Here is a 26763-nt window from a genome sequence, read left to right as displayed (position 1 = left end):
CGCCTTACATCATTACTACGTCGAATTGTTCCTGATTATACAGAGGTTCGGTTTGTATTTTTATTTGACGCGAAACAAACAGCTCAAGTTCAGCCAGCGCATGAGATTCTTCGTTAAGTAAGGCTTCACTTACCTGTGCAGAGGCATAAACAACGAACTTATCGGCTTCATAAGCTTTATGAACCCGGACAATTTCACGCATAATTTCATAACAGACGGTTTCAACCGTCTTCATGCTGCCGCGCCCCAGACAAACCGGACACTCCGAGCACAAAACGTGCTCCAGGCTTTCTCTGGTGCGTTTCCGGGTCATTTCCACTAACCCAAGCGAGGTAAAACCATTAATGGTTGTTTTTGCACGATCTTTGCCTAACGCCTGTTCAAGGCTGTGCAATACCCGTCGCTTATGCTCCTCGTCCTGCATATCGATAAAATCAATAATGATAATGCCGCCAAGGTTCCGTAGCCGCAATTGACGAGCTATCGACTGCGTGGCTTCGATATTGGTATTAAATATGGTTTCTTCCAAATTACGGTGACCAACAAACGCACCTGTATTGATATCGACCGTGGTCATTGCTTCAGTCTGATCAATGATCAGAGAGCCCCCCGATTTCAAATCAACCCGACGATCGAGCGCTCGCTGCATTTCATTTTCGACGTCAAATAAGTCGAAAATAGGCCGGTCACCGGTGTAATACTCAAGTACTTTCGTTAGTTCGGGAATAAAATCCTGAGTAAACACTTTGAGCGTATCGAAGGTGACTTTGGAGTCGACCCGAATGCGCTCTATTTCTTCGCCGACAAAGTCACGCAATACACGACAGGAAAGATTCAGATCTTCGTACAGCATGCCCACTTTGCGTTGAGACTTTTTCCGCGCCTTTATTTTCTCCCACAACCGGAACAGAAAGTCAGCATCGCCCCGCAGCGACTGATCTGAGGCACCTTCTGCCGCTGTACGAACAATGAATTTTCCGTCGCTTTTACTGACCTCTTCTGCCAACTGCCGCAAACGTTCCCGCTCCTCGCCTTCTTCAATGCGCTGAGAGACGCCTACATGGTCACTCTTAGGCATAAAGACCAGGTACCGTGACGGTAGGGTGATGTCGGTGGTTAAACGCGCTCCTTTGGTTCCCAAAGGGTCTTTAACCACCTGCACCATAATATGTTGCCCCTGATGCACTAGTTCAGTGATGCTTTGTTGCGGCTTTTCGTCAGGTCGGGGTAAATCATCACCATCCACCTGAACGACAATGTCCGAGGCATGTAAAAAGGCCGCTTTGTCGAGGCCAATATCAATAAACGCCGCCTGCATTCCCGGCAACACCCGTGATACCTTCCCCATGTAGATGTTACCAACTAAGCCACGCTTTGCCTGACGTTCAATATGGACTTCCTGTAGGATGCCATTTTCAACAAGCACTACACGAGTCTCTGTGGGGGTCACATTCATTAGGACTTCAACGCTCATCGACTTCACCTGTCATTTCAAACATCCGCAATAACTGTTCAGTTTCATATAAAGGTAAGCCAACAACAGCAAAGTAGCTACCTTCAATACGTTTTACAAATTTTCCGCCATAGCCCTGAATACCATAGCCAGCCGCTTTATCATGAGGTTCACCGGTTTCCCAGTAGGCATCTATTTCTTCCTGGCTCAGCGCAGCGAACTCCACCTGAGTTGTAACTAGCGCTGTTTCGCTGGCAACCACGCTGTGACCATTCCAGCGACAAACACTCACTGATGTCAGAACTTGATGTGTCTGACCAGAAAGTTGTTTCATCATTTGACTGAAATGTTCATAACTCTCTGGTTTTTCCATCACCTGCCCCTGAAAGCTTATCAGGGTATCAGAGCCTATCACCAGACAGGGAGTTTGCTGTCGTTGTGCCACAGCCTGAGCTTTTTCTTCAGCCAGACGGACCACATAATCAACGGCATTCTCACTAGCCCCTCTTAGCTCCTCAATTTCGGGAACTTCACAATCGAAGGGCCGGTGCAATAGTGTCAGCAACTCTCGCCGACGGGGAGAAGAAGAAGCTAGCAGCAGGCGCATTAAACCACTCCGAATTGACGACGAACTTTTCGCAGTAAGGGAAACACCCACAACCAGAAAACAGCGGAGGTGAGCACTGGCCAGAAGTAAGAGAAAGTAAACTCAGCGTCGTGTAGAAAAACATTGGCTTCAAACACAACAAAGCGCTTAATAAAAATCAGCACGGCAATAACCAGTGCTTGCTGTATTAGCGCAAAATTGCGAATGCGCTGAAAATGACGTGCCGCAAAATAAGTGACAACGACCATACCTAAAGCATGAACACCGACAATAGAACCCAGCAATATATCGCTCAGCACGCCGAGCACCAAAGCGGTTCCCATATTTACCCGGTGCGGCAAGGCTATTATCCAGTACAGCATAACCAAAGTTGGCCAGTCAGGCCGAAAGGTATCGAACGCGGCAGGCATTGGCATAACCATAAGAGTCAGCGCAATGATGTAGGTGATCAACAACGTAATGAAGCCGGGTTTTATCACGATCATTCCTCGTCCTCATCAAAAATAGGTTGCTGCTCGCCGTCGCTTGGCCACAACAATAGAACATTACGAACGCGGTCAAGCGCACTGACGGGATCCGCTATCACTTTAGCAAAAGGGAGAGATTCATCTCTGACAATCTGTCGAATTGTTGCCACCGGATACCCCTCAGGAAATATGCCCCCTAACCCCGAAGACATTAGGAGATCCCCTTCTTTTAGCTCAGTACTGTGAGGAATAAACATCAACTCCAGCCGTCCGATATCGCCGGTTCCCTGCGCCAGTACACGAATATCATTGCGCTCTGAACGCAAAGATATCGCATGACTCTGGTCTGAGAGTAGCAATACACGAGCGGTATTACCGCCTACATCCTGCACTTGTCCAATAATGCCATTGCTGTCTAGTACGGGCTGGCCTTCATACACTCCGCTCAGCGTGCCTTTATTAATAACCAGTTGCTGTGAAAACGGCTCTGAGGCAACGGCGATGACCTCGGCAACCATACGCCGGACTGAGTCGCGGGCGTCTGAACCAAGAAGTTCCCGTAGCCGTTTATTCTCATTCTGAAGAAAGCGAAGTTGCTGTTGCTCACCCTGTAATTCAAGAATAGCCCGCTTTAGCCGCCTATTTTCATCGCTTAACTGCGACGTGGTTTTTAATGATTCGGAGACACCATCCAGCAGTTGTTCCGGCAAAATAGCCAAATACTGAACCGGAGCCACCAGGGAATTCAGAAATAACCGAACCGGCTTCATGGCCTGAAGACGGTGGTCAATAAAGATCAGCAGAAACGAACAGGCTAGTGCGAGCACTAGCCTGGAGAGTAAGGATGGACCGCGGGCAAACAGCGCCTTCATGAATTACTCATAACTGAATAAATCACCACCATGCATATCAATCATTTCCAGAGCTTTACCGCCGCCTCGTGCAACACAAGTTAACGGATCATCAGCAATAATAACCGGAATACCGGTTTCTTCCAGGAGCAAACGATCGATGTCTTTCAGTAACGCACCACCACCAGTTAATACCATACCGCGCTCGGAGATGTCTGATGCGAGCTCAGGTGGAGACTGCTCAAGCGCAACCATAACGGCACTGACAATACCCATTAAAGGTTCCTGCAAAGCTTCCAGAATTTCATTACTGTTAAGAGTAAATGAACGCGGAACACCTTCAGCAAGATTACGGCCACGAACTTCAATTTCTTTCAGTTCTTCGCCGGGGAATGCAGAACCAATTTCGTGCTTAATACGTTCAGCAGTTGCATCACCAATAAGTGCACCGAAGTTACGGCGAACATAGTTAATAATGGCTTCGTCAAATTTATCACCACCAATACGAACCGATGATGAATAAACCACACCGTTTAATGAAATAATGGCGACTTCGGTTGTACCACCACCAATATCGACCACCATAGAGCCTGTAGCTTCAGACACAGGTAAACCTGAACCGATAGCAGCAGCCATTGGCTCATCAATTAAATAAACCTCACGAGCGCCAGCGCCCAATGCAGACTCACGAATAGCACGACGCTCTACCTGGGTTGAACCGCATGGAACACAAACCAAAACACGAGGGCTAGGACGAAAATAATGGCTGTCGTGCACTTGTTTGATGAAAAACTGGAGCATTTTTTCGCACACATAGAAGTCTGCGATAACACCGTCTTTCATAGGTCGAATGGCACGAATGTTTCCTGGTGTACGACCCAGCATTTGTTTTGCTGCTGCACCAACGGCGGCGATAGATTTTGGCCCGCCTGAGCGTTCCTGACGAATGGCAACAACAGACGGCTCGTTCAGAACGATACCCTCATCTTTGACGTAGATAAGCGTATTCGCTGTTCCCAGGTCAATAGAAAGGTCGTTTGAAAAAAGGCCGCGAATTTTTTTAAACATGAAGCGGTATATCCCTACTTATAAGCTAACAGAGTGACAGCAAAGAGCGCAGTAAGTACTTACTGAGCTCTTACAACACGGAATCCAATGTAGTTGGAGTTAAAATCTGACGGAAGTTCCATTTTTGTCGAAACTCTTGCCAAACTTGGTGTAAAGTTCCAGGCTCCGCCTTTAACTACAACACCCTCATCGGTTTCAGCCCACTCCCAGACGTTACCGACAGTATCGTATAATCCCCAAGGGTTACGATGAAAGCTAGCTACCGGAGCTGGACGTGTATTTGACCAATCTGTTCCACAGTTACGGCAGTTTGCTTTGCCATAACCAACATCATTTCCCCACCAGAAATCGGTTTCCGACCCGGCGCGTGCAGCGTATTCCCATTCCGCTTCAGTGGGAATGCTGTATTTAAAACCACTTTTTTGAGTTAACCATTCAGCATAAGCCTGTGCGTCGTTATAACTGACGCAAACCACCGGAGAGCTTTCAGACTGTTTGAATCCAGGATTTTTCCAGCTCAGCTTTTCATTAAACTGAGGGCGACCATTACTTAGGCTTGCGCAAGTACCGTTTTTTTCAGCCTCGGTGACATAAGCGGTATCTTCTACAAAGTTGCCAAACTGCTCAACCGTAATTTCAGTATCAGAAATACCCAATGCGGTTGGAATTTCACGCGTCTCTGCCGGACGTTCGTTTGGTAAACCATTGCCGACCAGGTCACCCATTTTAAATTTACCCGCAGGAACGACAACCAATTCAGGACCACGAACATCGCGATACAGAATATCCTGAATTTTTTCGCCGCGAGTAAAAGAGTAATCCGACTTCTCTAATTCAGCCCGAATAGCGGTAGCGTCTTTTAGTAAGATTTTCTCCGCATAGGCAGAGTAACCATACTTAAGAATTTCAATCTGATGTTCACCACCCGGGAGCATAACCTCCAGCGGGGTAGAACCATAGCTAACACCATCGATAACAACTTCATCGTCATACACGTTAGAGCGTATGGTTAACGGGTGCATGACGGAGCTATCAACCGTTTCCTCATCACCCGCTTGCAGCTCCCCCGGCCGTTGCTCCGACGCACAATAGCGCATGTCAACGTTCAATAACGTACAAGCCTGGCTTTGAGGTAACTGTCCACGCAGTTCAACCGCCAATTTAACCCCATAGTTACCCGCGCCACTAAAACCGTTACTAATTGTTTTAGAGCCCAGAATTTGTACATTCGGGCTGGCTTTTTCAATGTTTTCACGAGCGAGTGAAGCCTCACTTAAACCATCCAAAATGGTATTAAGGTACTGCTTAGACGCTTTTTGTTTAGCCATGAGTTTGCCGCGATTTTCACACTGTCCCAGTGTTTCCTGGCGGTCACAGCTAATTGACTGACTCACTTCGAGTTCGCCAGTACGATTAAATTCATTTTCTAAGCGATCGACACGAGCTAAATTACGTTGCTCTTTTAGCGTCTCAATTTCATTAATCAGGCTGTGTTTGCTCACACGCGCTTCTTCTACTTCGCGCGCTTTCTCATTAACCAGGCTCACTTGCTGCTTAATGTCTGCTTTATTCTGTTGGTGAGCCATAACGGCTTGCTTGTACGCTTCTTGAGCGCCAGCAATATCAATCGTTGGGTCTTCCACCAAACGTTGGTAGCGGTCATTCATTTCCGCCAATGCTGATTCGCGTTTCGTTTCCAGTTCGCTGTTGCGCTCACGCAAGTTTTGTAGCTTTTCCCGCAGGTCCCGCTCTTCTTGCTGAAGCGTGTTTACGGTGCCAGAAAAGTTTTCAAAATCGCTCTCTAGAGTCGAAATTTGGTTAGCAATTTCTTCGACAGTCATCTCCTGCTGAGCAAGAGCCGTCGAGGCGAATGTCAATGTAGAGGCCATTACCAGGGCCAGTCGAGCCAATCGCATCATGTTTCCATTCCAAGCTTGAAAAAATAACAAAGCGGCGTAAAAGCCAAAGCTGTAGTCGCACTATCGTTATTGTAATAATTATGAACGTTCGTCAACGTCCGCATTTTTCGTTTAAACTCTGCTTTATGCTATTTGCTTGTTAACAAAAGAGCAAGAGGCATTGTCATCGAATTGTCGATTAATCGTTATAATTCGTTCTACCAACCCACTTCCTGCCAGTAAATTTGACGATCGCTCCCCCGGTAAATGCCGAATGTGCCTTCGGCTGTGGGGTTGTCTTGGTATTTATTCTCATCATTTTTATCGTTATCCCACTCGTACTGTAAATAAGGAGGGACGACGAGTTCGAAAGTAAAGCTTCCGGTTGAATCAGAATCCTTTAGCGACTCCGGCGCTAACCAAGCGAACTGCTCAGTTATAATTGTACTCGAATCTAGCAGCTCCCCTTTAACTAAAGTTGTCCCTGCACCTGATTCAAGCTGTGGAGTAACATCAAGATCATCATTTTCAATATCGTCATTAAAATCATCGCCTGTAAACACCGTGCAACTATCATCTGTGTTGATTACAAATTTACTACCATTCCAATATTCAGCCTTACCTTCTATCGCTAGTGGGTCGACAGAAGCACCAAAAATATTATTAAGTACGAAGCGACCCCAAATCAATTTGGCGTTTCCATAATCATAATAAGGCCTCGGTGCGCCACTGCTCAAGTCGGAATCGGCCAATATTGATAGATAACGGCCATTTTCGCCGTCATTAATTTGTATTCCCAAATGATAATCTTTATAAGGCCCCTCCTCTGACAAACAGGACGCCTCATCTTGAGGGCACGTTTTGCGCTCATATCGTACAAAGGGTTCAGATGATTCAAACGAGCCTACACCGTCATTCCAAACTAAGCTTGTAGAATCTTTTGTGTCCTCTGGATCTCTCATTTTTAATTGACTGTTATCGGGCGTTGGAGCATCACCCGCAGAATCTTGGTTGAATGCATAAAATTCCAGCGCAAAATCATCTTGTACATAAGGTAAGGAGCTATCGTAATGTTTTGTCACTTCGCCCATTGCATTAACTGCTTCAAAGCGAGTAATAGTTTTTAATTTCTGCGCCTGATCTATGTAGAAAAAGTTATTCGTTCCTTCGTCGCACCTATTAGTGAAGCCGGTGGAACTGATCTTGAATCGGTCAGGAATGTACCGGCCTGGAGAAAAAGAATTAACAACAGGCTCTGGAGCATGCACGCCGGATAAATAGTCGCTATCGCCGTCGCCGCTAGTAATTTCTGCTTTTAAAATCGGTATTCCAACCTCTTTGTAAGTAACATTATAATCACGCTCAGCAGATGGTGGCACTCCAGGCTCCGAAGAATCAAAAACAATTAGCTCTCCAGCTTCTTCATCTACTAGACCTATGGTTGCATTCGGGGCTAATCTCAGGCTTTCAGGGTCTTGTTCTTTTCCAAAGTTAGGTGTTATTGAACCATACGCATTTAAGGGAGTTAATGTCACCGATATTGGGGTTCCTGCTCTTGCTATAATTTCACTGTCTGAAAAACTTTCCTGTACATTGGAATACTGAACACCAATTTGAGGCTGCCAGACAAAAGATTCAGATACTCCCGTCAGCTCTTTACCATTTGGTAAAGTAGCCTTAGCTTCTAACTGCACTTCTCCTACGTCACCGTATTCAACCTTTATTATTTTTTCCTGACTATTACTGAAACTGGTCGCTAACGGCGCAAAGTCTGGGTTTACCGGAACATCGACATTACCCAGGTCTGTCGCTAAGTTCATAACCGCCTGAGGATACTCCGTTGTATCACTACAAGAATTTGGGTTCAGACAGCGTCGACTGATCTGAACTTGTGAAAGATCAGACGTCGCTGACTGACAGGCTAATGTATTCGGATTAAGCTCTACGACTTGCAAATAAAGGTCATTATACGGAACACCTGCGGTTTGCTTAGGTATATTTCTGTTACTCCATTCCGGACCATCTGTAAAAATAAAGCCCGTATCATTAAATTGAATGGAGCAGGCAGCTTCTGTACCGTTAATAAAACACTGTGGTGGATTAATCGCGGCCGGGGTTGAGCTGCTTATCGATACTGGATATGGATCGTTACCGGCCTGATACTTTTGTAGCCTAGTAGAACCCTCTCCGGTAAAGGTTAAAGGGTTGCTGCTCCAACTGTTGGCGGCAGGGGTAAGTGATAAGCCAACTGAGGTAGTATCACTAAACAAGGAATTACAACTCACATCAGCGCATGCTTTTACTGTGATCTCTGCTCCAGTGCAGGTTAAAGCCTGCTTATTAAACTCAAGTCTGTAGTGATCAACACTCTCTTCGACCGTACACTGCTCCCTCTGGTCCTCCAGATCCCGTATTTGAGAGTCTGTCAGCGCCTTGTCAAAAATAGAGAGTTCGTCTAAAAAGCCGTTAAAATAACGCCCACCTAGAAACTGATCCGCACCTAGCTGGAGATTTTTCTGGTTTGTCATTAATGTGCCGCTATACGTCGCAGTTCCAGCAACGTCACCGCCAATGAACATGGTTTGCTGACCATTTCTGTAACGGATAGCTACATAACTCCACTTATTTAAGGGAACAGTCTGAGTACTATTAAATTGATGTATAGTACCGTTTGAATCGACCCACCACCAATTAATAGTCCCGTCTGACCTTAAATGAAACTCATAGTTGTCATCTTTTGACAAAATACTCATCAAGTCATTGTTTGGGTACGAAGAAGGTTTAACCCAGAGGCCGATCGTAAACTCATTAGAGAAATCCAGTTTAGTGTTATCAGCCACTTCAATGTAACTTTGCTGACTATTTTCGAAGAAACCGTATCCGCAAGTCCCCATATTGGCGCTGTTCGTGGTTAATGCAGAACCTGAATCTGCACTAAACCAAGTCGCATTTCTATAAGCTCTGCCATTTAAATCATTACCTGAAGCATCAATGACTTCGCCGGAAGTTCCATCCCAGGGGCCATTATTCATCCGCCATTTTAAGATAGGAGCCTCTGGCTGAGCAGGCTCGGCAGAACAAAACTGGCCCCCTTCAATTGGCGTGGAGGGAGGTACATAAGTCACTTCCGGGCCCCTTCCTGAACCTCCGAGATTAATAGTTCCCCCACCAACACTCAAGCCCCCCGTAACTTCTGTCACACGCCAAGGGAAAAAGCTAGGTTCGAAATAAAGGTTACCGGCAACGTAAATATAGCCATTAATTTCTACATCCTGCTCTAACGTAAGATCTCCCGTTACAATGAGAATGAACTCATCAGCACTGCCACCGGAATTAATCCTACGACCATCTTGTATGGTCAAGTCACCATCAATATAAACGCGTGAAGTTTGTCCATTAGTGTTGTAATTAAACCCCACATCATCAAAATTACCAGTACGTAAGTAATCATCCGGCTGCAACTGCGCGGGAAGCTGCGTATTGTAGGAGCGATCAGGTAAATCAAAAGGTTTGGAAACGTTATTAGGCACTTCAAAAGCAACAGGCCAGACATCTTCACAAAGTGGCCGTTGATCATTGCAAGGTCGCGTAATGCTTTTTAATGTTGTCACGTCACTTTGGGTGAGAACCTTGTCATCAATAAAAACCTCATCAATTTCGCCGTAGAAACTGTTTTCCCCGGTTCCTTGTCCGCCAATATACAAACGGGGGGCAACAGCGTTCAAATTAGATGACCCATTAAATGAGGTTTGATCTGCCTGTTGCCCGTCAATATACAGAGTTAAACGACGTGCATTACGGTCATAGGAAGCCGCCAGATGATGCCAGTTATCGTCCAGCAAATTTGTTTGCCCTTGTCGCGTGTTACCTGCCTCGACATTAACAATTTCGCCGTTATTTCGGCGTATTTCAAAATACAGTCCGCCACCATCGCGGGTGTCCTGCCGGTAAACTTCGAAACGTCCGGAAGCCCCCTCAGTAGGTCCGTTACCTATCACTAAAAGACTCTGGTAACGATCCGACTGATTTTGCCCAGTAGCACTGCCTTTAAACCAAAACGCAACACTTACAGATTCAGCATTAGCAATTGACTGAGCGTTATCTACGCGCACTGCGTTATCACCATTAAATTTGCCATAACGGCAGGTGCCTGGGCTGCCTGCAATTGCCGGATTAAACCCTGAAGTATTTGCACCTCTTAATGCTTGCCCGTGCAGCCCGTTGCCGGAAATATCCAGAACTTCACCAAACTGCCCTCTCCACTCGACTTGATCAAAAGCCCAGTAACCAAGCCCGTCTAACGGCTGGTCGGGCGGTTCACTCCCGCAAGGCCCTTCGTTGTTGTTGATGTCACAGGTTTCTCCCTGAACATTACTTTCGTCAATAATCTGCGGGGCATTGACATAGCCTGTTACCGTGCTCGAGTTAGGAATGGTGACCCTGTCAGTAGCGTTAATATTTCCATCAACAATATTCGCTCCATCCAGCGTTACGCTACCATCTGCATCAATATCACCATTTACATCGGAGCCGTATCTAAGTGTTACGTCGTCGCCGGCAATAATATTGCCATTAACGGTGTTTTCGCCCTCTAACACAACGCGACCGTTACTGGTGATCGCCCCCTCTACGTCTGAACGAAAACGTAAAATGGTATCACCGCCACTGAAAATAGCACCGGAGACATCGTTTTGTCCTTCGAGTACGACATTCCCGTTTGTAGCGTTAAGGTTGCCATTTACCTCAGTTAAGAAGCGCACAATGACATTATCTCTGGCATCAACATTACCCGTAATACTGTTTTCACCCTGTAAAATAACGCTGCCGCTGGTCGAGCGAATGGAGCCATCAATATTTGTTCGAAACCCCACTGATACGTCGTTTGCCGCAACTAAAGAACCTGAAAAAATGTTTTCATTGGCCAGGGTAATGTTTTGCTGGCTGCTAATATTCGCGTTAATAACGCTTTGAAAGCCGCCGTTATATGAGCCCGTAGTAGTGATTGTTAACTGCTGAGCGCCGCCATTCTCGTTAATGCGCATTTCAGAACCAAGATTAAAATTACCATTCACATTAATCACAACCAAATTGTTGCCGGAAATTTGGATTCGGTCGCGGAAATTCAGATTTAACCCGTTAGGACAGGTATAGGTATTACCAGATTTAGAACACCCGGGCAGATCGTTATTTGGTAAGTTGTAAGTCGCAGCCACAGCAGAGAACGAAGTAAATACCACTAAAGCGACGACGAAAACCTTAAGCACTTTCGACATAACCGTCACTCCTTAACAATTCGGTTTCTGTGGCTTGCGAACCTGAGGGCGGAGGAACTATAACTTTCATTGCATCGACCTTGCCTCTGCAGCCAGCACACGGCTCGCACTCTGATTTCCAACGTCGCACCGACCTGTTGACTCGATGCGGTAATGAGTTTCGCCAGCAGCAGGATAAAAATAATCAGTGCACTCGACAGTGTACTCGCAGCGCTTGAGTCCACCGCGACTGAGTGTAATGGTGGTTCGAGTCACCTCCTCACAAGATTGTATCGTGGAATTTAGCGGAAACAGCTCAGTCATCGCATTTTGCAGGCCTGTCTCGGCGGCAAAAAAAGCCCGATTTCCAAGCACTTCAACCACAACACTTTCGGAACTCGTACGCACTAGACGGCCAAGAACACTGACTAAAAGACCCAACACAACGATCACAAAAATAGCCACAACCAGGGCACTGCCGCGCTGACTTCCAGAGAATTTTATTGGATTAAAGGTTTCACGGTGCATTGGGTATCCGAATATCGTGATTGTAATATAAACGTTCTTGTTGACGACTACGGTATTCTAAAAATACATGAATAACATTACTGCGTCTTAAAACTGAGCGCTCCACCTGAAAAGCTGACGTTTTGTTACTATCAGGCGCATTTATTAAGTTAACGAGGTTCGAACTTATTTGCGACTTTTTATGATTGAGAGGCAAAAAATCATTGGGTTCAGGTTGTTCCGCAAGCCAGCCATACTTTTCATATCGAAACAGTTTATCCCCTTCAATACAGAAACTGACCGGAGTGTTGCCGACATAGAGTCGTTGACGCGGCGACCGCTGCGCGAATAAGCTATCATCGTTTAGTGTTATGGGGGTATGTTCGTCTACCCTAACTGTGTTTTGCTCTACAGTGGCGAATCGATTTTCGTTTCTGTATATCCATGTGGGTAAAGTCGCGTAGATAAATAGCCTATCTTCGGTAGTAATGTCATCCCAATCATCTGCTGTACTGACAAAGTCTAAGCTTTTTTCATCCGTTTTCCGGAAAGGCGCATTATAATAAGTACCCGCAACTTTTATAGGAACAAACTCCAGGCACTGAAAAGTGGTATTTACTGGTTGAGAAGGTGTGACCCGTACGCTGTTAGGTACTGCATTACGAATCTCCCTGGTCATTCTTTCTATAGCAAAACGACTTTGCTCAAGCTGTTTCAGTCTTTCTGCACCGATTGCATACATCTCAGCGCCTATGCCTACAAACCTAAAGGTAAAGGTCGAAACAATTGCCAATAACACGATGACAATAATGAGCTCAATTAAGGTAAAGCCTTTTACCCTCATCACCAATTGCCCCGCTGCGCTGAAAACTCAATACGCTCATTCTGCGGAGTCACAATAACAACATCAATCTGCTTGATAACATTAACATTAACATTATCGTTATCGTTATCGTTATCGTTATTAGGGATACTATAAACCCGAATTTCGGCACTAAAACCTCGATAAAAATCCGGTTCGATATTATTGCCAAAAATATTAGTTAAACCTGTTTCAGTTATACCGAGACAATTAAAATCGTCGACATCATCAAATTCGCTACGCGTTTCTCCGCTATCAATATTAGGAAGAGTGTTACCGGTAGCAGGACAGGATTCATTTTCTGAAGGGTTGGTACAATCAGCTGTACTCTCGAAGCAGCGCAAAGTGCCTGTGTTATTTTCATCAAACTTTCGCGACATAATCTCATTCATCAAACTTTGACCTAACTCAGCCGCGCGAACTTGTTGCCATGGATCCACTGTTTGACGAAACAACGTACCCATACCCGTCGTAACCACTAAGGTTACGATGGCAATAACGACTAAGCCAACAACAATTTCAATAAGCGTAAAGCCTTTTGACTGCTTAACACTCATAGATATAACCTTCTCGATTTATACAGATATTTCGATTGGCTCCTGAAATCTCTGTTAGTTGGAGAATGCATGGCTCTGACTCATTTAGGCAAACACGCCTTTCTTCAGCTGTCGTATCACCTGCTTTTATGAAAATCACAGGGCGCCCAAGGCCATCAAAACCAATATGATCATTATCCGGACTTGCTCCTGATAATGAAAACTCTACTCCTCTCGAGTCACGAATTTGGTGATTAGTTTCGTCTGTAGAAGGGAGTTGATTAGCACTAGCTAATTTAGGGTTCGAACAATTATTATCAGTAGTAAGCGGTTGACCTAAGGTATTCTGTGATACCGCTGCCACGTAGCAGTTTTGAGTATCCTGCATAGCCTGTAACTGAATGCCGCGCAAAATACTCATTGCTTGTTGCCGTAAGACCTGGCTTTTTGTGCCGGAGTTATCAAAAAAGACCGGACCGACCGTTACCGCGAGTATACCGATAATTACCAGTATGATGATGAGTTCTATGAGGGTGAAACCCCGGAGTTTCATTGGAAGCTCCTAATTTACAGGCACATGCCATAGCACGCGCCTGTAAACAGACAATTTAACAACCAGAGGTATCAATAGTGATTGCGGGAGGGGTATTAGCATCAGCCGCGTTAGCGTAGTTTACCTGGCAATCTCCATCACTACTCAGAGCTGTACTAGTATCATCTACTGATTCCGCAGGTGCTATGTAGATAGTTGTGCCGACAACCGTATAGACCCAGTCTTCACTTGAAAAGGGAACTGCTGGATCGCTACTGGAACCGGCTGTATCATATGCACCTAAACTAGCTGCTTTAACGATACCGTCAGCTGATGCAGCAGGGTAACCGTTCACGGTAGCTACACCATTAACCGGCACGGGAGTAGCCGAAGTACCATCCAAGTCGTCATCGATGGCAGCTTTTGCATAAACTGTTTGAGCAGCGCCCTGTAAAGCACCTTTTAAGCCTTTAACAGTAGATGTGCGTGCATCAGTGGAAAAATTAATAAACTGAGGCGCAGCCGTTACTGCTAAAATCCCCAAAACTACAATAACGATGATCAGTTCGATCAGGGTAAAACCTTTTTGATTGCGCATAATTAAAACTCTCAATTGTTGTAAAAAAACTTACTGGTTGTTGCTATGAATACTCACGCCGCCGTTGCGTGGATTATAAACGAAAGCATTGCCCACTGTCAGATAATCATCACCCGACGGAGCTTCTGTTTCATTTTTTATGGTGTTCGCTAAATAGTAAACACACATATCGTTACCTGCTGCGCTATCTTGTGTCACGTAAGTAAAATAGCGTGTTTCGTTCAGGTTATTAAAATTGGTTGTCACCGTTGGTGCGCCCTGCAAAATAGACTGCATAACACTGACGCAGTCCGTTGCTGCTAAATTTTCGTCGTGCGCATTTGCATTGTCACCACTCACCGGATACCCCGTGCTACCGTCTACGTAAAGCTGAATTTGGTCCATAGACACCTCAGCCCCGGCTCCCGTGCCACTGGCCCCTTTCGGACGACCGCTCAGTTCCCATTCGCCGCGAACAATGCCAACCGCACTGGCAAAACCACCGGCAACACCTTCTAGGGCGGCGTCTTCAGCATCCGATGATACATCGGTGAAGCGAGGAATGGCAGCGGCTGCCAACAGGCCGAGAATGACTACGACAATAATCAGCTCGATGATGGTAAAACCCTGCTGTTTTTTACTCATTTTAGCTCTCATACTAAAACTCCAATAGAATCCATTTTATTACATTCCTTTAACACTTAACACCGGGTTCCCGGGTTATTTCCGAACAACCTGACCCCGGTCACTTTTATAGGAAAACCAAGGTTTTTGGTTAATTCTGTAATGACAATTCCCGTTCTCTAATTCCGTATCTAAAGCGCTGCCGGGCACGTTACTGCCCAGATGCTGCCATAACTGCAAACATCCCGGCTCAACCGACGGCCACCCTTGTTCATTCATTACTACCGTGGTTTGCTGCGCTTTATTCTCGTACAACAAAGCAATTTCTTTTGGCTTACCACGTCGCATCCACTCGGTTCTGGCCAGCCAAAGCGAGTCTATAAAACGCGAAACCGCAATATCTAACTCGGTCTGACGCCATTTTTGCGGCTCTTCAACCAGAACCATTCTGGCCGCCACTGCAGCCAATACCAACAACAGCAAAACCACCAGAATATTCTGCAGCCGCTGAATACCCTTGCGCTCATCCGTTGCGGTTCTGGTCATTATCGTCCCTGATACGCACTCATCATATCCCACATTGGGGTAAATATGCCCAGCGCGAGAATCAATACCATAACGGCTACAACGGCTATCATTAATGGCTCAATACGCGCTGTTAAGGTTTTGAGATCGTAGTCGGTTTCACGTTCGTAATATTCAGCGACCTCTAACAGCAAAACATCAACCCGGCCGGTTTCTTCACCAACCGATATCATTTGCAAAATTAATGGCGTAAACAGGCCTGACTGTCGGGCAACCCGCGACAGGTTTTCGCCTCGTTCAATGCCGCGGCGCATCTCAATAATGCGCTTTTCCATCCAGGCGTTATCCACCGCTTCAGCAACTAAAGATAAAGCCTGTGTCAGCGGAACGCCGGCACCTATCATGACCGAAAAACTGCGGGCAAAACGACCTAACATGGAACGCATTAAAATGGAGCCAATAATGGGTACTTTTAACTTCAGGCTGTCCCATTTCAGTCTTCCGTTGTCTGTCGCTATGTAATACCTGAGGCCGAAAAAAACACCGACCATTGCAATCAACAACACATGCCAATAGCCGACAAAAAATTCAGACGAGCCCAACAGGGCGCGGGTTGCCCATGGCAGTTCGACATTAAACCGACTGAACATAGAAGCGAACGTTGGGATCACAAAAATGTTCAATACAAACATGGCAATGACGAGCGCGATAAGAACAAAACTTGGGTAGCGGGTGGCTGCTTTTATTCGCTTTCTGGTGTCTTGCTCTTTTTCTAAATAAACCGACAGCTGCTGAAAGGACTCTTCCAGCTGCCCGGTATTTTCACCCACATGCACAATAGCAATAACCAGCCGTGGAAAAACGCCCCGGTGATGTGACATGGCTGACGACAGGTTGCGCCCCCGCTCCAATTGCTCATGCACATCCTGCAAGGTTTTACGTAAGCGCTTGTTCTGGGTGGTATCTGCCAGCCCTTCAATAGCCCGCAACATAGGGATACCGGCTTGGGTCAGTGAATACATTTGACGACAAAATATAATCAGCTCGTCCAGCGACACTTTTTGCTGAAACGCAGACTTTAAACTTTCCCCAAAGCCACTATTCAAGAAGGAAAAGCTCTGACTTTTTACAGAATTAATCGATAACGGTACCAAGCCGCGACGCATCAGTACATCGGCAGCATTGCGCTCATCACTCGCATCCAGTGAACCTTGCTGCAGTTGCCCTGCTTTGTCCCGTGCACGATACCGAAACTGCATCAGATACTGTCCTCAACACTTTCAGCCAGAAACAAGACTTCGTCGACGCTGGTAATACCTTCACGGGCATAATCCAGTGCAACCGTGGCCATAGACTGATAACCCGGATGCGCTTTCGCAGCTATTGCAAACTCTCGCGTATTACCATCACGCAAGGCATCCATCATTGGCGTATTCATTTCCAGCAGTTCAAACACACCTATGCGCCCACGGTAGCCGGTATGGTTACATGTCTGGCAACCAACTCCGCGTTTAAAAGAATAGCCCGAGCTACCCTCACGTAAATGCTCCAGCCACTGACTTTCGGCTTCATCCGGCTGGTAACTCTCTGCACATTTATCGCATACCCGGCGCACCAAACGCTGAGCTAATATGCCTCGCAACGCAGCAGCGACCAAATACGGCGGTGCGCCCATGTCAATTAGACGCATGGCACTGGTAATGGCGTCGTTGGTATGCAGTGTGGATAAAACTAAATGACCGGTAATAGAGCCGCGCAAACCAATTTCAACGGTTTCGTGGTCGCGCATCTCACCAACCATAATAATGTCCGGATCCTGACGTAAGGTGGTGCGCAGAACCCGTGAGAAATCCAATCCAATTTTACTGTTCACCTGCACTTGCGAAATACGCGGCAAGCGGTACTCAACCGGGTCTTCAACCGTAATCACCTTTTTGCCTTCGGTATTCAGCTCACTAAGTGCACCATAAAGCGTTGTGGTTTTACCCGAACCGGTAGGCCCGGTTACCAGCAACATGCCATGCGGACGTTTAATTAAAGCCCGTATACGCTTAACAATAGAAGCAGGCATACCGGTTTGTTCCAGCGACAACAGCCCGGCAGATTGGTCCAGCAGACGCAACACGCAGGACTCGCCGTATTGCACCGGCATGGTTGATACCCGCACGTCGATACTGTGTTTGCGAATTTTAATATTAAACCGGCCGTCCTGCGGCAGGCGTCGTTCAGAAATATCCAGCCCGGCCATCAGCTTCAGACGTAACACCAGCGCATTGGCAATGTTGGTTTCTTCCAGCACATTTTCCTGCAATACACCGTCCACACGTTGGCGAATCCGTAATTTACGGTCGTCCGGCTCAATGTGAATGTCTGAGGCTCGAACTTGCACTGCATCCTCAAAAATGGACTGCAGTAATTTAGCCACCGTGGCTTCATCAGTGTCGTCATCGAGGCTTAACTGCCCCAGCTCAAACTCACTGGTATCTTCGTATTCGTCCTGCAACTGACTGGCGAAGGTTTCAATTTCTTTGGTGCGTCGATAGAGGTTATCAAAGGCCTGCATCAACTCGCCTTCGGGAACCACGGCAAGTTCAACCTGGCGCGGAGCCAATAATTGATTAATGGCGTCAATTGAGGACAGGTCAGCCGGGTCACTCATACCCACTAATGCCTGCTCTTCGCTGGCTTCTATAACCAAAGCCCGATGCCGACGCGCCTGAACTTCGGGTAGCAATTTAAAGGCTTCAGCCGGAATTTTACGTTCAGAAATACTGATAAGCGGCAGTTTAAGTTGCTGCGCCAGGAATTCGAGTAACTGCTGTTCGGAAATATAGCCAAGATCGGTTAACGTCGCGCCCAGCTTACGTCCGCTAATACGCTGTTGCTCTAGTGCTTTTTGCAGCTGCTCTTCACTGATGATTTGCTCGTGAACAAGCAAATCGCCTAATCGCATTTTAAGACGAGGACGCTTCATTGCTCACCTGCTTCAGTTACCTGTAAAGACGTAATTTGCTGCTCAATAAAATCCAGGGTCGGCTGATGTTTTATCCGTTTAAACGCTTCCTGATATGAGGCAACAGCGACTTCTGGCGCGAACTCCTGTTGCGCAACGGCTTTACCTAAATACCAGCGGCCTTGTTCCGGTTCAGACTCGACAAGGCGCTGATATGCGTCAGCAGCAGTCTTATAATCACCCTGAGACTGGGCCAACAACGCCTGTTTCTGGACATATTCCGGATAGGCACCGGCGTCTGGTGTCGCTTGCTTCAATAAACTCAGTGCTGCGGCAGGCCGCGCTTCTTTTTCAAGAATACGGGCACTTAACAGACGAAACTCAAAGTCGTCCGGGTTCAGCTTAAAGCCGGCTTCTAGCGTTGTTAATGCCTGCGATACCTTATTCCGGCCAAACTGCAAAGCAGCCAGCTTTTTCCTCACCTCTTTATTTTCAGGTGTAACAGCAAGCGCCTTACGCCAATGGTCTTCCGCCGCAGTTAAACGACCCTGTTGCTGAGCTTTTTGTGCCTTCTCAATATGTTGTGCGGAAATTTCTGCTGGCGAGAGCTGCACGGGTTGCTTGCTAAATTCACCGCCTTTTTGCGTCTCGTTTTCGGTGTCTTCAGCGTTAACAACAGGCTCTTCTGGCATGGACTCTGCTTTTTCGGCCTTTTCCGGTTCCGTTTCCGGAATCACAACCGAAGCCAAGTCTTGTGATACTATCTCACTAGATTGCCGTGAATCACTTTCAGAGCGAGGGGTGCGCTCAGCTGGCACTTCTATCACTGCAGTATCAATGAATGGCTCGACCCGCTCTTGCAGTTTTGGCATTTCAGCCGGCTCGCTCTCCGTTACCGTCATTGTGTTTTCTGAACGCGACTGCCACCAAAAAACCACTAAGGCCAGAACAATCAATAGCATCAGCGCCAGCAACCATAACCCTAAACGATGACTACTGCGGCGCTCAACGGCGCTACTCGCCGCCCTTTTCGAGAAGGGCTGCTGCCCCCGACGGTCTAAATCTTTTAAAACTTTATTAATAACGCTCATAGCGAACCACCCATTTGCCAATAACTGAGCGCGGCTGCCGCCAGAAAAAATACGCACACAGACACCGTTACGGGAAGCCATACAGAACGAGTCAATTCCGCGTCTTCGGTGTCATTAACCGCGAGCTTTAAGTCCCGCGTCGACAGCTGATGACGTCCTTCACCATAAGCCAGCAACAGCATTTTATGGCACAGCATATTAATCAGACGGGGCACGCCACGGCTGCAACGGTGTAATCGCCGGACTAACTTCCAGTCAAATATCGGAGTCCCCTGATAACCGGCGACATCCATCCGGTGCGCTATATATTCGGCTGTTTCATCCGCATTCATGGCGGTTAATTTATGCGAAAAACTGATTCGCTGACGAAGTTGCCTAAAGGCTTTTTGTGACAAACGCTCATCCAGTTCCGGCTGACCCAGTAAAATAATATGCACCAATTTACGCCGTTCAGTTTCCAGGTTGGATAATAAACGCAAAGCTTCCAGACTTTCTTCCGGCAGCGCCTGTGCCTCATCAATGAGTATCACCACGGCCTGGCCGTTTTTATTAATATCCAGCAAGCGCTGTTGCAATGCCCGCGCCAGCTGCTGCTGATTGGTCATTTGTCCGGTTTCCAGGTCCAGTTCCTGAGCAATGGCCAGCCTCAGTTCAGCCGGGTCAAGGTATGAGTCTGGAATGTAAGCGGTTTTAAAAAAGTCAGGGATATCATTTAATAACCGTCGGCACAGAAGAGTTTTACCGGTTCCAACCTCTCCGGTAATTTTAATAAAGCCTTCACCGGTTTTTAACGCCGTTAAAACCACCTCGAAAGCTTCGTGGTGGCTTTTCAAGTCGTAGTAGAACTGCGTGTTCGGCGTTATAGTAAAGGGCAGTTCGCGTAAGCCGTAATGGTATAAGTACATACTACCTTAGTTATTGCTCTATATCCGGGAACCATTCTTGCAGCAGTTCGCGAGATCGTTTCAGTTCATCGCGCCAGGTATCAACACCCACCACAGTCGGTTTCAGTAATATAACCAGTTCTTTCTTTTCCTGGCGGTTGCGACGGTTAGTAAATAACTCGCCCAACAAAGGAATATCACCTAATAGCGGTACTTTACTGACTTCTTCGGAGTTAGTCGTCTGCATCAAACCACCGAGAACCACTATTTCGCCGTTGCGAGCTTTAACTATGGTGTCTGACTCACGAATATTGCTACGAGCCAGAGGTAACACCAGCTCACCGTCGGTTAAGGTAATGACTTTTTGTTGCTCCTCCGTTTCGACAACTGACGGATGTACATGAAGAATGACCTCACCATCGTCGCTAATTTGGGGGGTAACATCTAAAGATATACCTGAGAAGAACGGTGTTAAATCGACATTTGAGTTCGATACAGGTGTACTACCTCCACTTCCAAAATTAGTTGTCGAATCTACGTTGGTTACGAAATAAGAATCTTCACCAATTTTAATAACCGCTTTCTGATTGTTCGACGCACTAACACGAGGATTAGAAAGTACTTGTACAGTGCCCTGGGTTTGCAGCATTTCAATCATGCCGGAAAAGTTATTGCTTTCATCACTATATGTTAACCCAAATAGACCACCTATAGTTGAAGCTGCAGGAAGCGGATTTGTTCCAGCAAAATCTACACCGACCCCTACTCCCCAACCAGCTTTACCATTGTATAAGTCACTCCAGTTTATCCCTTGTTGATAGCCATCGTTCAGAGTTACTTCAATAATACGAGCTTCCAGAATAACCTGACGCTGCAGACGAGATTCCAGAACCGTGATGAAATCACCAACAGCGCGCAGCTTACTTGGTGAAGCAGTAACACTAACAATACCCGCCTGCGGCGACAGCACCACATTGCCGTCAACAATAATGCCTTCAATAACGTCTTTTAAACCGCCCCATAAGTCGGTCTCTGACTGGGTATTTATGCTGGAACCGTTGCCTTGCAACTGATTCTGCTGGCTGTCCCGGCGATACTCCCCATCGTTATTACCAAGCAGAGGAGTTCCTTCTGAACGGGTATTGCTGTTCCTACTTCCTGAATTGTTACCCAAGTCTCGATTATTGCGTTCCTCGCTCACACCTCCGCCTGAAATTTCAGTCTGTGAAATACCAAAACGGCGAAGCGAAAGATAATCCAGTGAGAACGTCTGAGTTCTTACCCCGGCAGGGTATATCTGAATAGTCCGCCCGGTACGACGAACTTCAAAACCATACATGTCCTGCACAGCATCCAGCGTTTCGTCTAAGGTAACGTCTTTCAGGCTTAGCGAGATTTCGCCACTGACATTGGGGTGTACCAAAATGTTGTAAGGAGAATCTGCCGCTAGCCCATAAAAGAAAGCTTTCGCGTCAACATCATCGGCCTGCAGCACAAACCGGGGCTCTTCCAGTAAAGCGAGTCCATCTTCCTGTTCTTTATTTGCCGTCTGATTTAAGAAGTTACTGACTTCTGCCGGCAGTTCTTTCTTCGCCTCTGTTTTTTTCTTTTCAGAAGCTTCCGGTTTCATTGCTTTATTGGCTTCATCCGGAGAATAGCTCGGTTGATAAGCACAGCCGCTTAGTGCCAACAATAACGCTCCTGCTGCAACTTTTTTCATTGTACCGCCCCCGGATTACCTTTCTCGTTCTGTTTTATCGGCTTAAACAAAGTAATCTCTACTCTTTCGTTGTTCTTCTCTAAAATAACGCTGTTCGGATTAACTGAATTAACCCGAAACCCATCAATATTTTCACCAGGCTTAACCCATTCACCGTTAATACGCGCTGACTGACTCTGCTCTGAATAAAAAATTTGAGACAGTTTTATATTCTGTCCCCAACTATCCATTTCCACTGTGGGCTGACTTACTGTAAACGGCGGCTGGGTAGGATCCCGCTCTTGCGAAAAAGCCGAGACCGCGACCATAAGTAATAACAACGCAATTCCTTTAAGCACTGATAAACTCCTTATCCGTACTTAGCAGATACCAGACTATCGTCACCTTCGCTGTCGGGTAGTCGCCTACCTGATAATCAAAGCGGGCCCACTGGACATTGGGGTACTCTTTTTGCAGCGTATCCACAAAGTCGGATACCGCGAAAAAACGCCCGGTAAATTCCGCCTGCACAGCATGCTGATAGAGTTTAATAGACCCGGTTTCAAATACGACGGTCGGCTCTTTAGCTTCTAAACTATCCATTCCCAGTTCCGAGGCATGACGTAACACGCTGTTGAGAAACTGCTTTCGTTGTTGTGCGGGCAATAAAACCTCGCTTTCCGAAAAATCGCCTTTTGCCTGCGTTAACCGCTGCTTCAACTGCTTAATTTCAGCCCTGACCGGAGCATCAATGTCGTTAGCTAACTGCGCCTGCAAGTCCTGCTCTAATTGCTCAGACTGTTCTATTTGAGTAGCAATACGGTGGTTATCCGCTGAAAGAACTTTATTTTGTTCCAGCGTTGGAAAAATAACGTAACTCATAATTGGCAGGGTAATAATTAAAAAACCGGCCAACGACAAAAGCGCTCGCTGTCTTCCGGGCATAGAATTAAAAGTTTCTTGTGCGCGTAACCACCAGTTATTCATTGTTTGATTCGCCCTCGCTGCTTCTGACGCTTTGCAGCAAAAACTGCTGATAACCCTGCTCACTGCGCTTAAGTTCTACAACCGCAAAACGTTTATTTGCCAGTAAGCTCGACTGACCAAATTTATCCATCCACAGCACTAAGGCTTCACTGTTTAGAGCTTGCCCGTGTAAACGGATATTTTCACCAGACATTGAAAAATCGGTTAACCAAATGTCTTCCGGGGTGATATCTGCAAGTTCCTGTAAAAACTCACTAACGGATGAAGACCGGTTTTGCCGAAACTCTGCAATTTGCTGACTGAAACTTCTGGCGTCCTGCAATTCTTGTTGCAACTGCTCTTTTTCTGCCTGCAGTTGCGGGCTTGGCTGCCGCCGGGACATTCTCTCGCGACTGCTCTCCAGGTCATTATTGAGCTTAGTCAGGGTAGCTGACAATTGTTCATTCTTTTGCACAACTGTTGCCTTTTGCCACTGAGTAACACCTACCACAATGAGCAACAGCGCCAGCCAAACACCCAAAACAGAGCTTACCTTTGTTAGTGTGAGCCTCTGCTTTACCGGCTTCAGCTCACTGCGGTACAGATTTACCCATTGCTTCATAAATCGCCCTCAACTAACGCACCTAAACCGGCAAGATCGGAGTAGTCGCCCTCGCGTAAGTCAGCGGACCATTGCGGGTACTGATACATAGTGCACTCTACTGCTAACAGCTCAGCCAGGCTCTTTTCAAGGGACGCCGGCGTCATATGTTCTACGGCAATAATAATTCGGCTAATGGGGGCCTGTCGCAAATGGCTTTCGAAATAATCAACCGAGCGCTGTAGCTCTGTTGCCAAAGGTTCTAAAGCACCAGCTGCTATTTCACTCTCTGTGTATTTAGACACATCGGTCACACCGCGCAGCAAGCGAGTAAACATAAGCCCTTTGGGGGTATTAATTTGTGCAAGGTAATTACCAGCAGGATTTTGGTATAAAGTGAGTTCAGCGTGGTTCTGAGTTTCAGCTAACCGCGGTAACGTCAGTTCAGTAATGGCGATATCCGTTAAGCTCAGGTCATGTTCACTGAATAGCTCAACCCAGGGCATTAAATCGTTTTTATTCGCCGCAACCGCAACCACTTTATCCTGACCGGATGGTTGCTCCGGAAACTCATAATAGTCGGCAATGATTTCATCAGCCGCAAAGGACACTAAGTCGCTTAAACTGTATTTTAAGCTTTCCGAAATTTCTTCCGGATCCAGCATGGGCCTATCCACCTGAACCGACTCGTATAAATCCGTTCCCAACACCAGGGTGACTTGCGCATGCTTTAACGACAAGCGGGAATATTTACCCAAAAGGGTATCCGCGTGCTTAAGTAACGAACCTCGCTGCACTGGCTCGTAGTCATTAACGATCAATTCGGGGGCGTTAGCAGAGCCTTTAGCAACGAGAAGACGGACGCTGTTTTGCGTTATTTGAAAGCAAATACGGTGATCATTTTGTTTTTGCTTTGAAAATCCTAGCACTCAACAACATCCTTTATTTTATTTTCAACCATGTTAACAGAAACTTTGCAAAGCTCATCAGAAAAAGCGCGGGTTCGCTACAGTTTATGATCTTCGTCATAACCCATTTTTCGCACTACAACTTTAATGGCTAGCCGCGCAGTTTCCATTGCAAATCAGACCCTGCCCAATAAGGCACCATAGGCCCTGTTGCCGTGTCTACCGTTTCAGCAACAGTCCATGGTTGTTGAACCAGTTCAATGGTCTCAGTGTTGCGGGGTAACTGATAAAAATCAGCTCCAAAAACACTGGCAAAATTTGCCAATTTATCCAGCGCGTTATGCTGACTAAAAAACTCGGCATAAAGCTCAATTGCTGCTGGAGCTGAATAACAACCAGCGCAACCACAGGCAGTCTCTTTACTTGCCTGCACATGCGGAGCTGAGTCAGTTCCGAGGAAAAACTTAGGGTTACCGGACAAGGCCGCCTGCTGCAAAGCCTGCTGGTGTGACTGGCGTTTTAAAATTGGCAAACAATAGTTGTGTGGACGAATACCACCGACCAGCAAGTCGTTGCGGTTCATCAGTAAGTGTTGCGGGGTCATTGTTGCTGCGACATTACTGTTGGCATTTTCGACAAACTTAACCGCGTCGGCGGTGGTAATGTGCTCCAGCACCAGCTTTAATTGCGGGAAGCGCTCGGTTATCGGAATTAAATGCCGCTCAATAAAGACTCTTTCGCGGTCAAAGATATCAACGTCGCTGTCGGTTACTTCACCATGCACCAGCAAAGGCACCTGATGCTCCTGCATAGCAGCCAGCACCGGAGCAAGAGCTTCTACCGATTTTACACCAGCGGCAGAATTTGTGGTGGCTCCTGACGGGTATAGCTTGAAGCCAATAACATGCTCGTTCGCAGCAGCTTCAGCAATTTCTTCTGGAGTCGTGTCTGCCGTGAGATACAGAGCCATAAGCGGGTGAAAACTCATACCAGCGGGAATTTCGGCCAAAATTCTCTCGCGATACTCCATAGCGGCCGCTACGGTTGTTACCGGGGGTACCAGGTTTGGCATAACCACAGCACGATGAAACACTGCTGCGGTTGCAGGTACGGTAGTTTGTAACATTGCACCATCGCGTAAATGCAGGTGCCAGTCATCAGGTCTTGGAATTGTTAAGCTTTGCATAGTCACTTCTGGCTAAAAAATGAGAAACTCAGTATACCATCAAGTGCCTTCGCTAAAACCCATATTCCGTACTCTATTTGACCGTTTTAGCGCAGCCCCATGGCTTCTTTCCAGTGTTTACGACAACAGGAAACGTAACGATCATTGCCACCAATAGCTATTTGCTGCCCCATGCGTATCGCATTGCCCTGTTCGTCAACCCGCAATGACATGGTCGCTTTGCGACCGCAGTGGCAGATGGTTTTCATTTCCACCAGTTTGTCGGCTATAGCCAACAACACCGCACTACCCGGAAAGGCGTTGCCAAAAGCGTCGGTGCGGATGCCGTAACACATTACCGGAATATTGTCGGTGTCAGCCAGACTGGACAGTTGCCACACCTGCTCTTCACTTAAAAACTGCGCCTCATCAATTAACACACAGTCAATTGCCTGTTGCATGTAGCGAGCCCGGACTACGGCAGCTAAATCTGTCCGGTGGGTGAAAGACACCGCATCGCGACCAATTCCTAATCGGGAAGCAATACGTCCTTTACCTGCCCGATCATCTAAAGCCGGCGTCATTAGCAGGACATGTTGTTGGCGCTCTTCGTAATTGTGCGCCACTTGCAATAACGACGTACTTTTGCCTGCATTCATTGCCGAGTAAGTGAAATATAAAGAAGCCATTTTGTTCTATTTTTTTTAAGTTAATGTGGTCAGATCCTGGCAGAGATT

The 26763-nt window shown here is 46.7% G+C and carries 25 protein-coding genes; all 25 read right to left on the bottom strand.

The features are described from left to right. Positions 1 to 4: 4 nt before the first annotated feature. The 25 genes from rng to DEU30_RS09045 all read right to left on the bottom strand — a co-directional run bounded on the left by rng (position 5) and on the right by DEU30_RS09045 (position 26715). A complete protein-coding gene (gene rng, locus DEU30_RS09165) occupies positions 5 to 1474 on the bottom strand; it encodes a ribonuclease G (RefSeq protein WP_011233646.1) in 1470 nt (489 codons plus the stop codon). Continuing rightward, the gene (locus tag DEU30_RS09160) at positions 1464 to 2060 is read right to left on the bottom strand and encodes a Maf family protein (protein WP_034818673.1); all 597 of its coding nucleotides are present in this window, start codon (positions 2058 to 2060) and stop codon (positions 1464 to 1466) included. The genes rng and DEU30_RS09160 overlap by 11 nt, the downstream gene beginning before the upstream one ends. Beyond that, a complete protein-coding gene (gene mreD / locus DEU30_RS09155; RefSeq protein WP_011233644.1) occupies positions 2060 to 2545 on the bottom strand; it encodes a rod shape-determining protein MreD in 486 nt (161 codons plus the stop codon). The genes DEU30_RS09160 and mreD overlap by 1 nt, the downstream gene beginning before the upstream one ends. Continuing rightward, positions 2542 to 3399, bottom strand: a complete 858-nt coding sequence (gene mreC, locus DEU30_RS09150) for a rod shape-determining protein MreC (protein ID WP_114982054.1) — start codon at positions 3397 to 3399, stop codon at positions 2542 to 2544. Before mreC ends, mreD begins: the two co-directional genes overlap by 4 nt. A gap of 3 nt (positions 3400 to 3402) precedes the next feature. After that, positions 3403 to 4446 (bottom strand): rod shape-determining protein, encoded by a 1044-nt coding sequence (locus DEU30_RS09145; RefSeq protein ID WP_114982053.1) that lies wholly within the window; start codon positions 4444 to 4446, stop codon positions 3403 to 3405. Positions 4447 to 4505: 59 nt separating this feature from the next. Beyond that, positions 4506 to 6365 (bottom strand): formylglycine-generating enzyme family protein, encoded by a 1860-nt coding sequence (locus tag DEU30_RS09140; RefSeq protein WP_114982052.1) that lies wholly within the window; start codon positions 6363 to 6365, stop codon positions 4506 to 4508. Between the two features lie 197 nt (positions 6366 to 6562). Further along, a complete protein-coding gene (locus DEU30_RS13590; RefSeq protein ID WP_166649035.1) occupies positions 6563 to 11617 on the bottom strand; it encodes a DUF6701 domain-containing protein in 5055 nt (1684 codons plus the stop codon). Between the two features lie 66 nt (positions 11618 to 11683). Beyond that, positions 11684 to 12124, bottom strand: a complete 441-nt coding sequence (locus tag DEU30_RS09130; protein ID WP_114982051.1) for a Type II secretory pathway component — start codon at positions 12122 to 12124, stop codon at positions 11684 to 11686. Beyond that, positions 12114 to 12947 (bottom strand): prepilin-type N-terminal cleavage/methylation domain-containing protein, encoded by an 834-nt coding sequence (locus DEU30_RS09125; protein ID WP_227016360.1) that lies wholly within the window; start codon positions 12945 to 12947, stop codon positions 12114 to 12116. The genes DEU30_RS09130 and DEU30_RS09125 overlap by 11 nt, the downstream gene beginning before the upstream one ends. Further along, complete coding sequence (locus DEU30_RS09120) at positions 12947 to 13522, bottom strand: type II secretion system protein (RefSeq protein ID WP_114982049.1); 576 nt, start codon at positions 13520 to 13522, stop codon at positions 12947 to 12949. The genes DEU30_RS09125 and DEU30_RS09120 overlap by 1 nt, the downstream gene beginning before the upstream one ends. Next, positions 13512 to 14054 carry a prepilin-type N-terminal cleavage/methylation domain-containing protein gene (locus DEU30_RS09115; RefSeq protein WP_114982048.1) on the bottom strand — a complete coding sequence of 181 codons (543 nt, stop codon included), beginning with the start codon at positions 14052 to 14054 and terminating at the stop codon, positions 13512 to 13514. The genes DEU30_RS09120 and DEU30_RS09115 overlap by 11 nt, the downstream gene beginning before the upstream one ends. A 55-nt stretch (positions 14055 to 14109) precedes the next feature. Further along, on the bottom strand, positions 14110 to 14631 hold the full coding sequence (locus tag DEU30_RS13735; protein WP_114982047.1) for a prepilin-type N-terminal cleavage/methylation domain-containing protein: 522 nt from the start codon (positions 14629 to 14631) through the stop codon (positions 14110 to 14112). A gap of 30 nt (positions 14632 to 14661) precedes the next feature. Then, positions 14662 to 15255 carry a prepilin-type N-terminal cleavage/methylation domain-containing protein gene (locus tag DEU30_RS09105; RefSeq protein ID WP_227016354.1) on the bottom strand — a complete coding sequence of 198 codons (594 nt, stop codon included), beginning with the start codon at positions 15253 to 15255 and terminating at the stop codon, positions 14662 to 14664. 75 nt (positions 15256 to 15330) lie between these two features. Then, positions 15331 to 15780, bottom strand: a complete 450-nt coding sequence (locus tag DEU30_RS09100; RefSeq protein WP_034818696.1) for a hypothetical protein — start codon at positions 15778 to 15780, stop codon at positions 15331 to 15333. Next, positions 15780 to 17018, bottom strand: coding sequence for a type II secretion system F family protein (locus DEU30_RS09095; RefSeq protein WP_034818698.1), 1239 nt, complete (start codon positions 17016 to 17018; stop codon positions 15780 to 15782). The genes DEU30_RS09100 and DEU30_RS09095 overlap by 1 nt, the downstream gene beginning before the upstream one ends. After that, positions 17018 to 18733, bottom strand: coding sequence for a GspE/PulE family protein (locus DEU30_RS09090; protein WP_114982046.1), 1716 nt, complete (start codon positions 18731 to 18733; stop codon positions 17018 to 17020). Before DEU30_RS09090 ends, DEU30_RS09095 begins: the two co-directional genes overlap by 1 nt. Continuing rightward, a complete protein-coding gene (locus DEU30_RS09085) occupies positions 18730 to 19803 on the bottom strand; it encodes a tetratricopeptide repeat protein (protein ID WP_114982045.1) in 1074 nt (357 codons plus the stop codon). Before DEU30_RS09085 ends, DEU30_RS09090 begins: the two co-directional genes overlap by 4 nt. Then, entirely contained in the window at positions 19800 to 20708 is a 909-nt protein-coding gene (locus tag DEU30_RS09080; protein ID WP_114982044.1) for an AAA family ATPase, read from the bottom strand. Before DEU30_RS09080 ends, DEU30_RS09085 begins: the two co-directional genes overlap by 4 nt. A gap of 10 nt (positions 20709 to 20718) precedes the next feature. Continuing rightward, positions 20719 to 22407: a pilus (MSHA type) biogenesis protein MshL gene (gene mshL, locus DEU30_RS09075; RefSeq protein WP_114982043.1), complete on the bottom strand. Its 1689-nt coding sequence runs from the start codon at positions 22405 to 22407 to the stop codon at positions 20719 to 20721. Next, complete coding sequence (locus DEU30_RS09070) at positions 22404 to 22745, bottom strand: general secretion pathway protein GspB (protein WP_114982042.1); 342 nt, start codon at positions 22743 to 22745, stop codon at positions 22404 to 22406. The genes mshL and DEU30_RS09070 overlap by 4 nt, the downstream gene beginning before the upstream one ends. Then, the gene (locus DEU30_RS09065; protein WP_114982041.1) at positions 22738 to 23373 is read right to left on the bottom strand and encodes a Type II secretory pathway component; all 636 of its coding nucleotides are present in this window, start codon (positions 23371 to 23373) and stop codon (positions 22738 to 22740) included. Before DEU30_RS09065 ends, DEU30_RS09070 begins: the two co-directional genes overlap by 8 nt. Further along, positions 23366 to 23974 carry a PilN domain-containing protein gene (locus tag DEU30_RS09060; RefSeq protein WP_114982040.1) on the bottom strand — a complete coding sequence of 203 codons (609 nt, stop codon included), beginning with the start codon at positions 23972 to 23974 and terminating at the stop codon, positions 23366 to 23368. Before DEU30_RS09060 ends, DEU30_RS09065 begins: the two co-directional genes overlap by 8 nt. Beyond that, positions 23971 to 24882 carry a Type II secretory pathway component gene (locus tag DEU30_RS09055; protein ID WP_114982039.1) on the bottom strand — a complete coding sequence of 304 codons (912 nt, stop codon included), beginning with the start codon at positions 24880 to 24882 and terminating at the stop codon, positions 23971 to 23973. Before DEU30_RS09055 ends, DEU30_RS09060 begins: the two co-directional genes overlap by 4 nt. Positions 24883 to 25012: 130 nt before the next feature. Next, positions 25013 to 26047: a dihydroorotase gene (pyrC, locus tag DEU30_RS09050; protein WP_034818719.1), complete on the bottom strand. Its 1035-nt coding sequence runs from the start codon at positions 26045 to 26047 to the stop codon at positions 25013 to 25015. A gap of 86 nt (positions 26048 to 26133) precedes the next feature. Continuing rightward, positions 26134 to 26715, bottom strand: coding sequence for a thymidine kinase (locus DEU30_RS09045; protein WP_011233622.1), 582 nt, complete (start codon positions 26713 to 26715; stop codon positions 26134 to 26136). Positions 26716 to 26763 lie beyond the last annotated feature (48 nt).

The sequence above is a fragment of the Idiomarina sp. 017G genome, from assembly GCF_004362265.1.
GTDB lineage: Bacteria > Pseudomonadota > Gammaproteobacteria > Enterobacterales > Alteromonadaceae > Idiomarina > Idiomarina loihiensis.
Note: the sequence above shows the minus strand (reverse complement) of the source record. Positions and strands in the feature narration are given on the sequence as shown.

Coding starts and splice junctions, on each gene's coding strand:
- rng (WP_011233646.1), bottom strand. CDS start 1,474: ATGAGCGTTGAAGTCCTAATGAATGTGACCCCCACAGAGACTCGTGTA.
- DEU30_RS09160 (WP_034818673.1), bottom strand. CDS start 2,060: ATGCGCCTGCTGCTAGCTTCTTCTTCTCCCCGTCGGCGAGAGTTGCTG.
- mreD (WP_011233644.1), bottom strand. CDS start 2,545: ATGATCGTGATAAAACCCGGCTTCATTACGTTGTTGATCACCTACATC.
- mreC (WP_114982054.1), bottom strand. CDS start 3,399: ATGAAGGCGCTGTTTGCCCGCGGTCCATCCTTACTCTCCAGGCTAGTG.
- DEU30_RS09145 (WP_114982053.1), bottom strand. CDS start 4,446: ATGTTTAAAAAAATTCGCGGCCTTTTTTCAAACGACCTTTCTATTGAC.
- DEU30_RS09140 (WP_114982052.1), bottom strand. CDS start 6,365: ATGATGCGATTGGCTCGACTGGCCCTGGTAATGGCCTCTACATTGACA.
- DEU30_RS13590 (WP_166649035.1), bottom strand. CDS start 11,617: ATGTCGAAAGTGCTTAAGGTTTTCGTCGTCGCTTTAGTGGTATTTACT.
- DEU30_RS09130 (WP_114982051.1), bottom strand. CDS start 12,124: ATGCACCGTGAAACCTTTAATCCAATAAAATTCTCTGGAAGTCAGCGC.
- DEU30_RS09125 (WP_227016360.1), bottom strand. CDS start 12,947: ATGAGGGTAAAAGGCTTTACCTTAATTGAGCTCATTATTGTCATCGTG.
- DEU30_RS09120 (WP_114982049.1), bottom strand. CDS start 13,522: ATGAGTGTTAAGCAGTCAAAAGGCTTTACGCTTATTGAAATTGTTGTT.
- DEU30_RS09115 (WP_114982048.1), bottom strand. CDS start 14,054: ATGAAACTCCGGGGTTTCACCCTCATAGAACTCATCATCATACTGGTA.
- DEU30_RS13735 (WP_114982047.1), bottom strand. CDS start 14,631: ATGCGCAATCAAAAAGGTTTTACCCTGATCGAACTGATCATCGTTATT.
- DEU30_RS09105 (WP_227016354.1), bottom strand. CDS start 15,255: ATGAGTAAAAAACAGCAGGGTTTTACCATCATCGAGCTGATTATTGTC.
- DEU30_RS09100 (WP_034818696.1), bottom strand. CDS start 15,780: ATGACCAGAACCGCAACGGATGAGCGCAAGGGTATTCAGCGGCTGCAG.
- DEU30_RS09095 (WP_034818698.1), bottom strand. CDS start 17,018: ATGCAGTTTCGGTATCGTGCACGGGACAAAGCAGGGCAACTGCAGCAA.
- DEU30_RS09090 (WP_114982046.1), bottom strand. CDS start 18,733: ATGAAGCGTCCTCGTCTTAAAATGCGATTAGGCGATTTGCTTGTTCAC.
- DEU30_RS09085 (WP_114982045.1), bottom strand. CDS start 19,803: ATGAGCGTTATTAATAAAGTTTTAAAAGATTTAGACCGTCGGGGGCAG.
- DEU30_RS09080 (WP_114982044.1), bottom strand. CDS start 20,708: ATGTACTTATACCATTACGGCTTACGCGAACTGCCCTTTACTATAACG.
- mshL (WP_114982043.1), bottom strand. CDS start 22,407: ATGAAAAAAGTTGCAGCAGGAGCGTTATTGTTGGCACTAAGCGGCTGT.
- DEU30_RS09065 (WP_114982041.1), bottom strand. CDS start 23,373: ATGAATAACTGGTGGTTACGCGCACAAGAAACTTTTAATTCTATGCCC.
- DEU30_RS09060 (WP_114982040.1), bottom strand. CDS start 23,974: ATGAAGCAATGGGTAAATCTGTACCGCAGTGAGCTGAAGCCGGTAAAG.
- pyrC (WP_034818719.1), bottom strand. CDS start 26,047: ATGCAAAGCTTAACAATTCCAAGACCTGATGACTGGCACCTGCATTTA.
- DEU30_RS09045 (WP_011233622.1), bottom strand. CDS start 26,715: ATGGCTTCTTTATATTTCACTTACTCGGCAATGAATGCAGGCAAAAGT.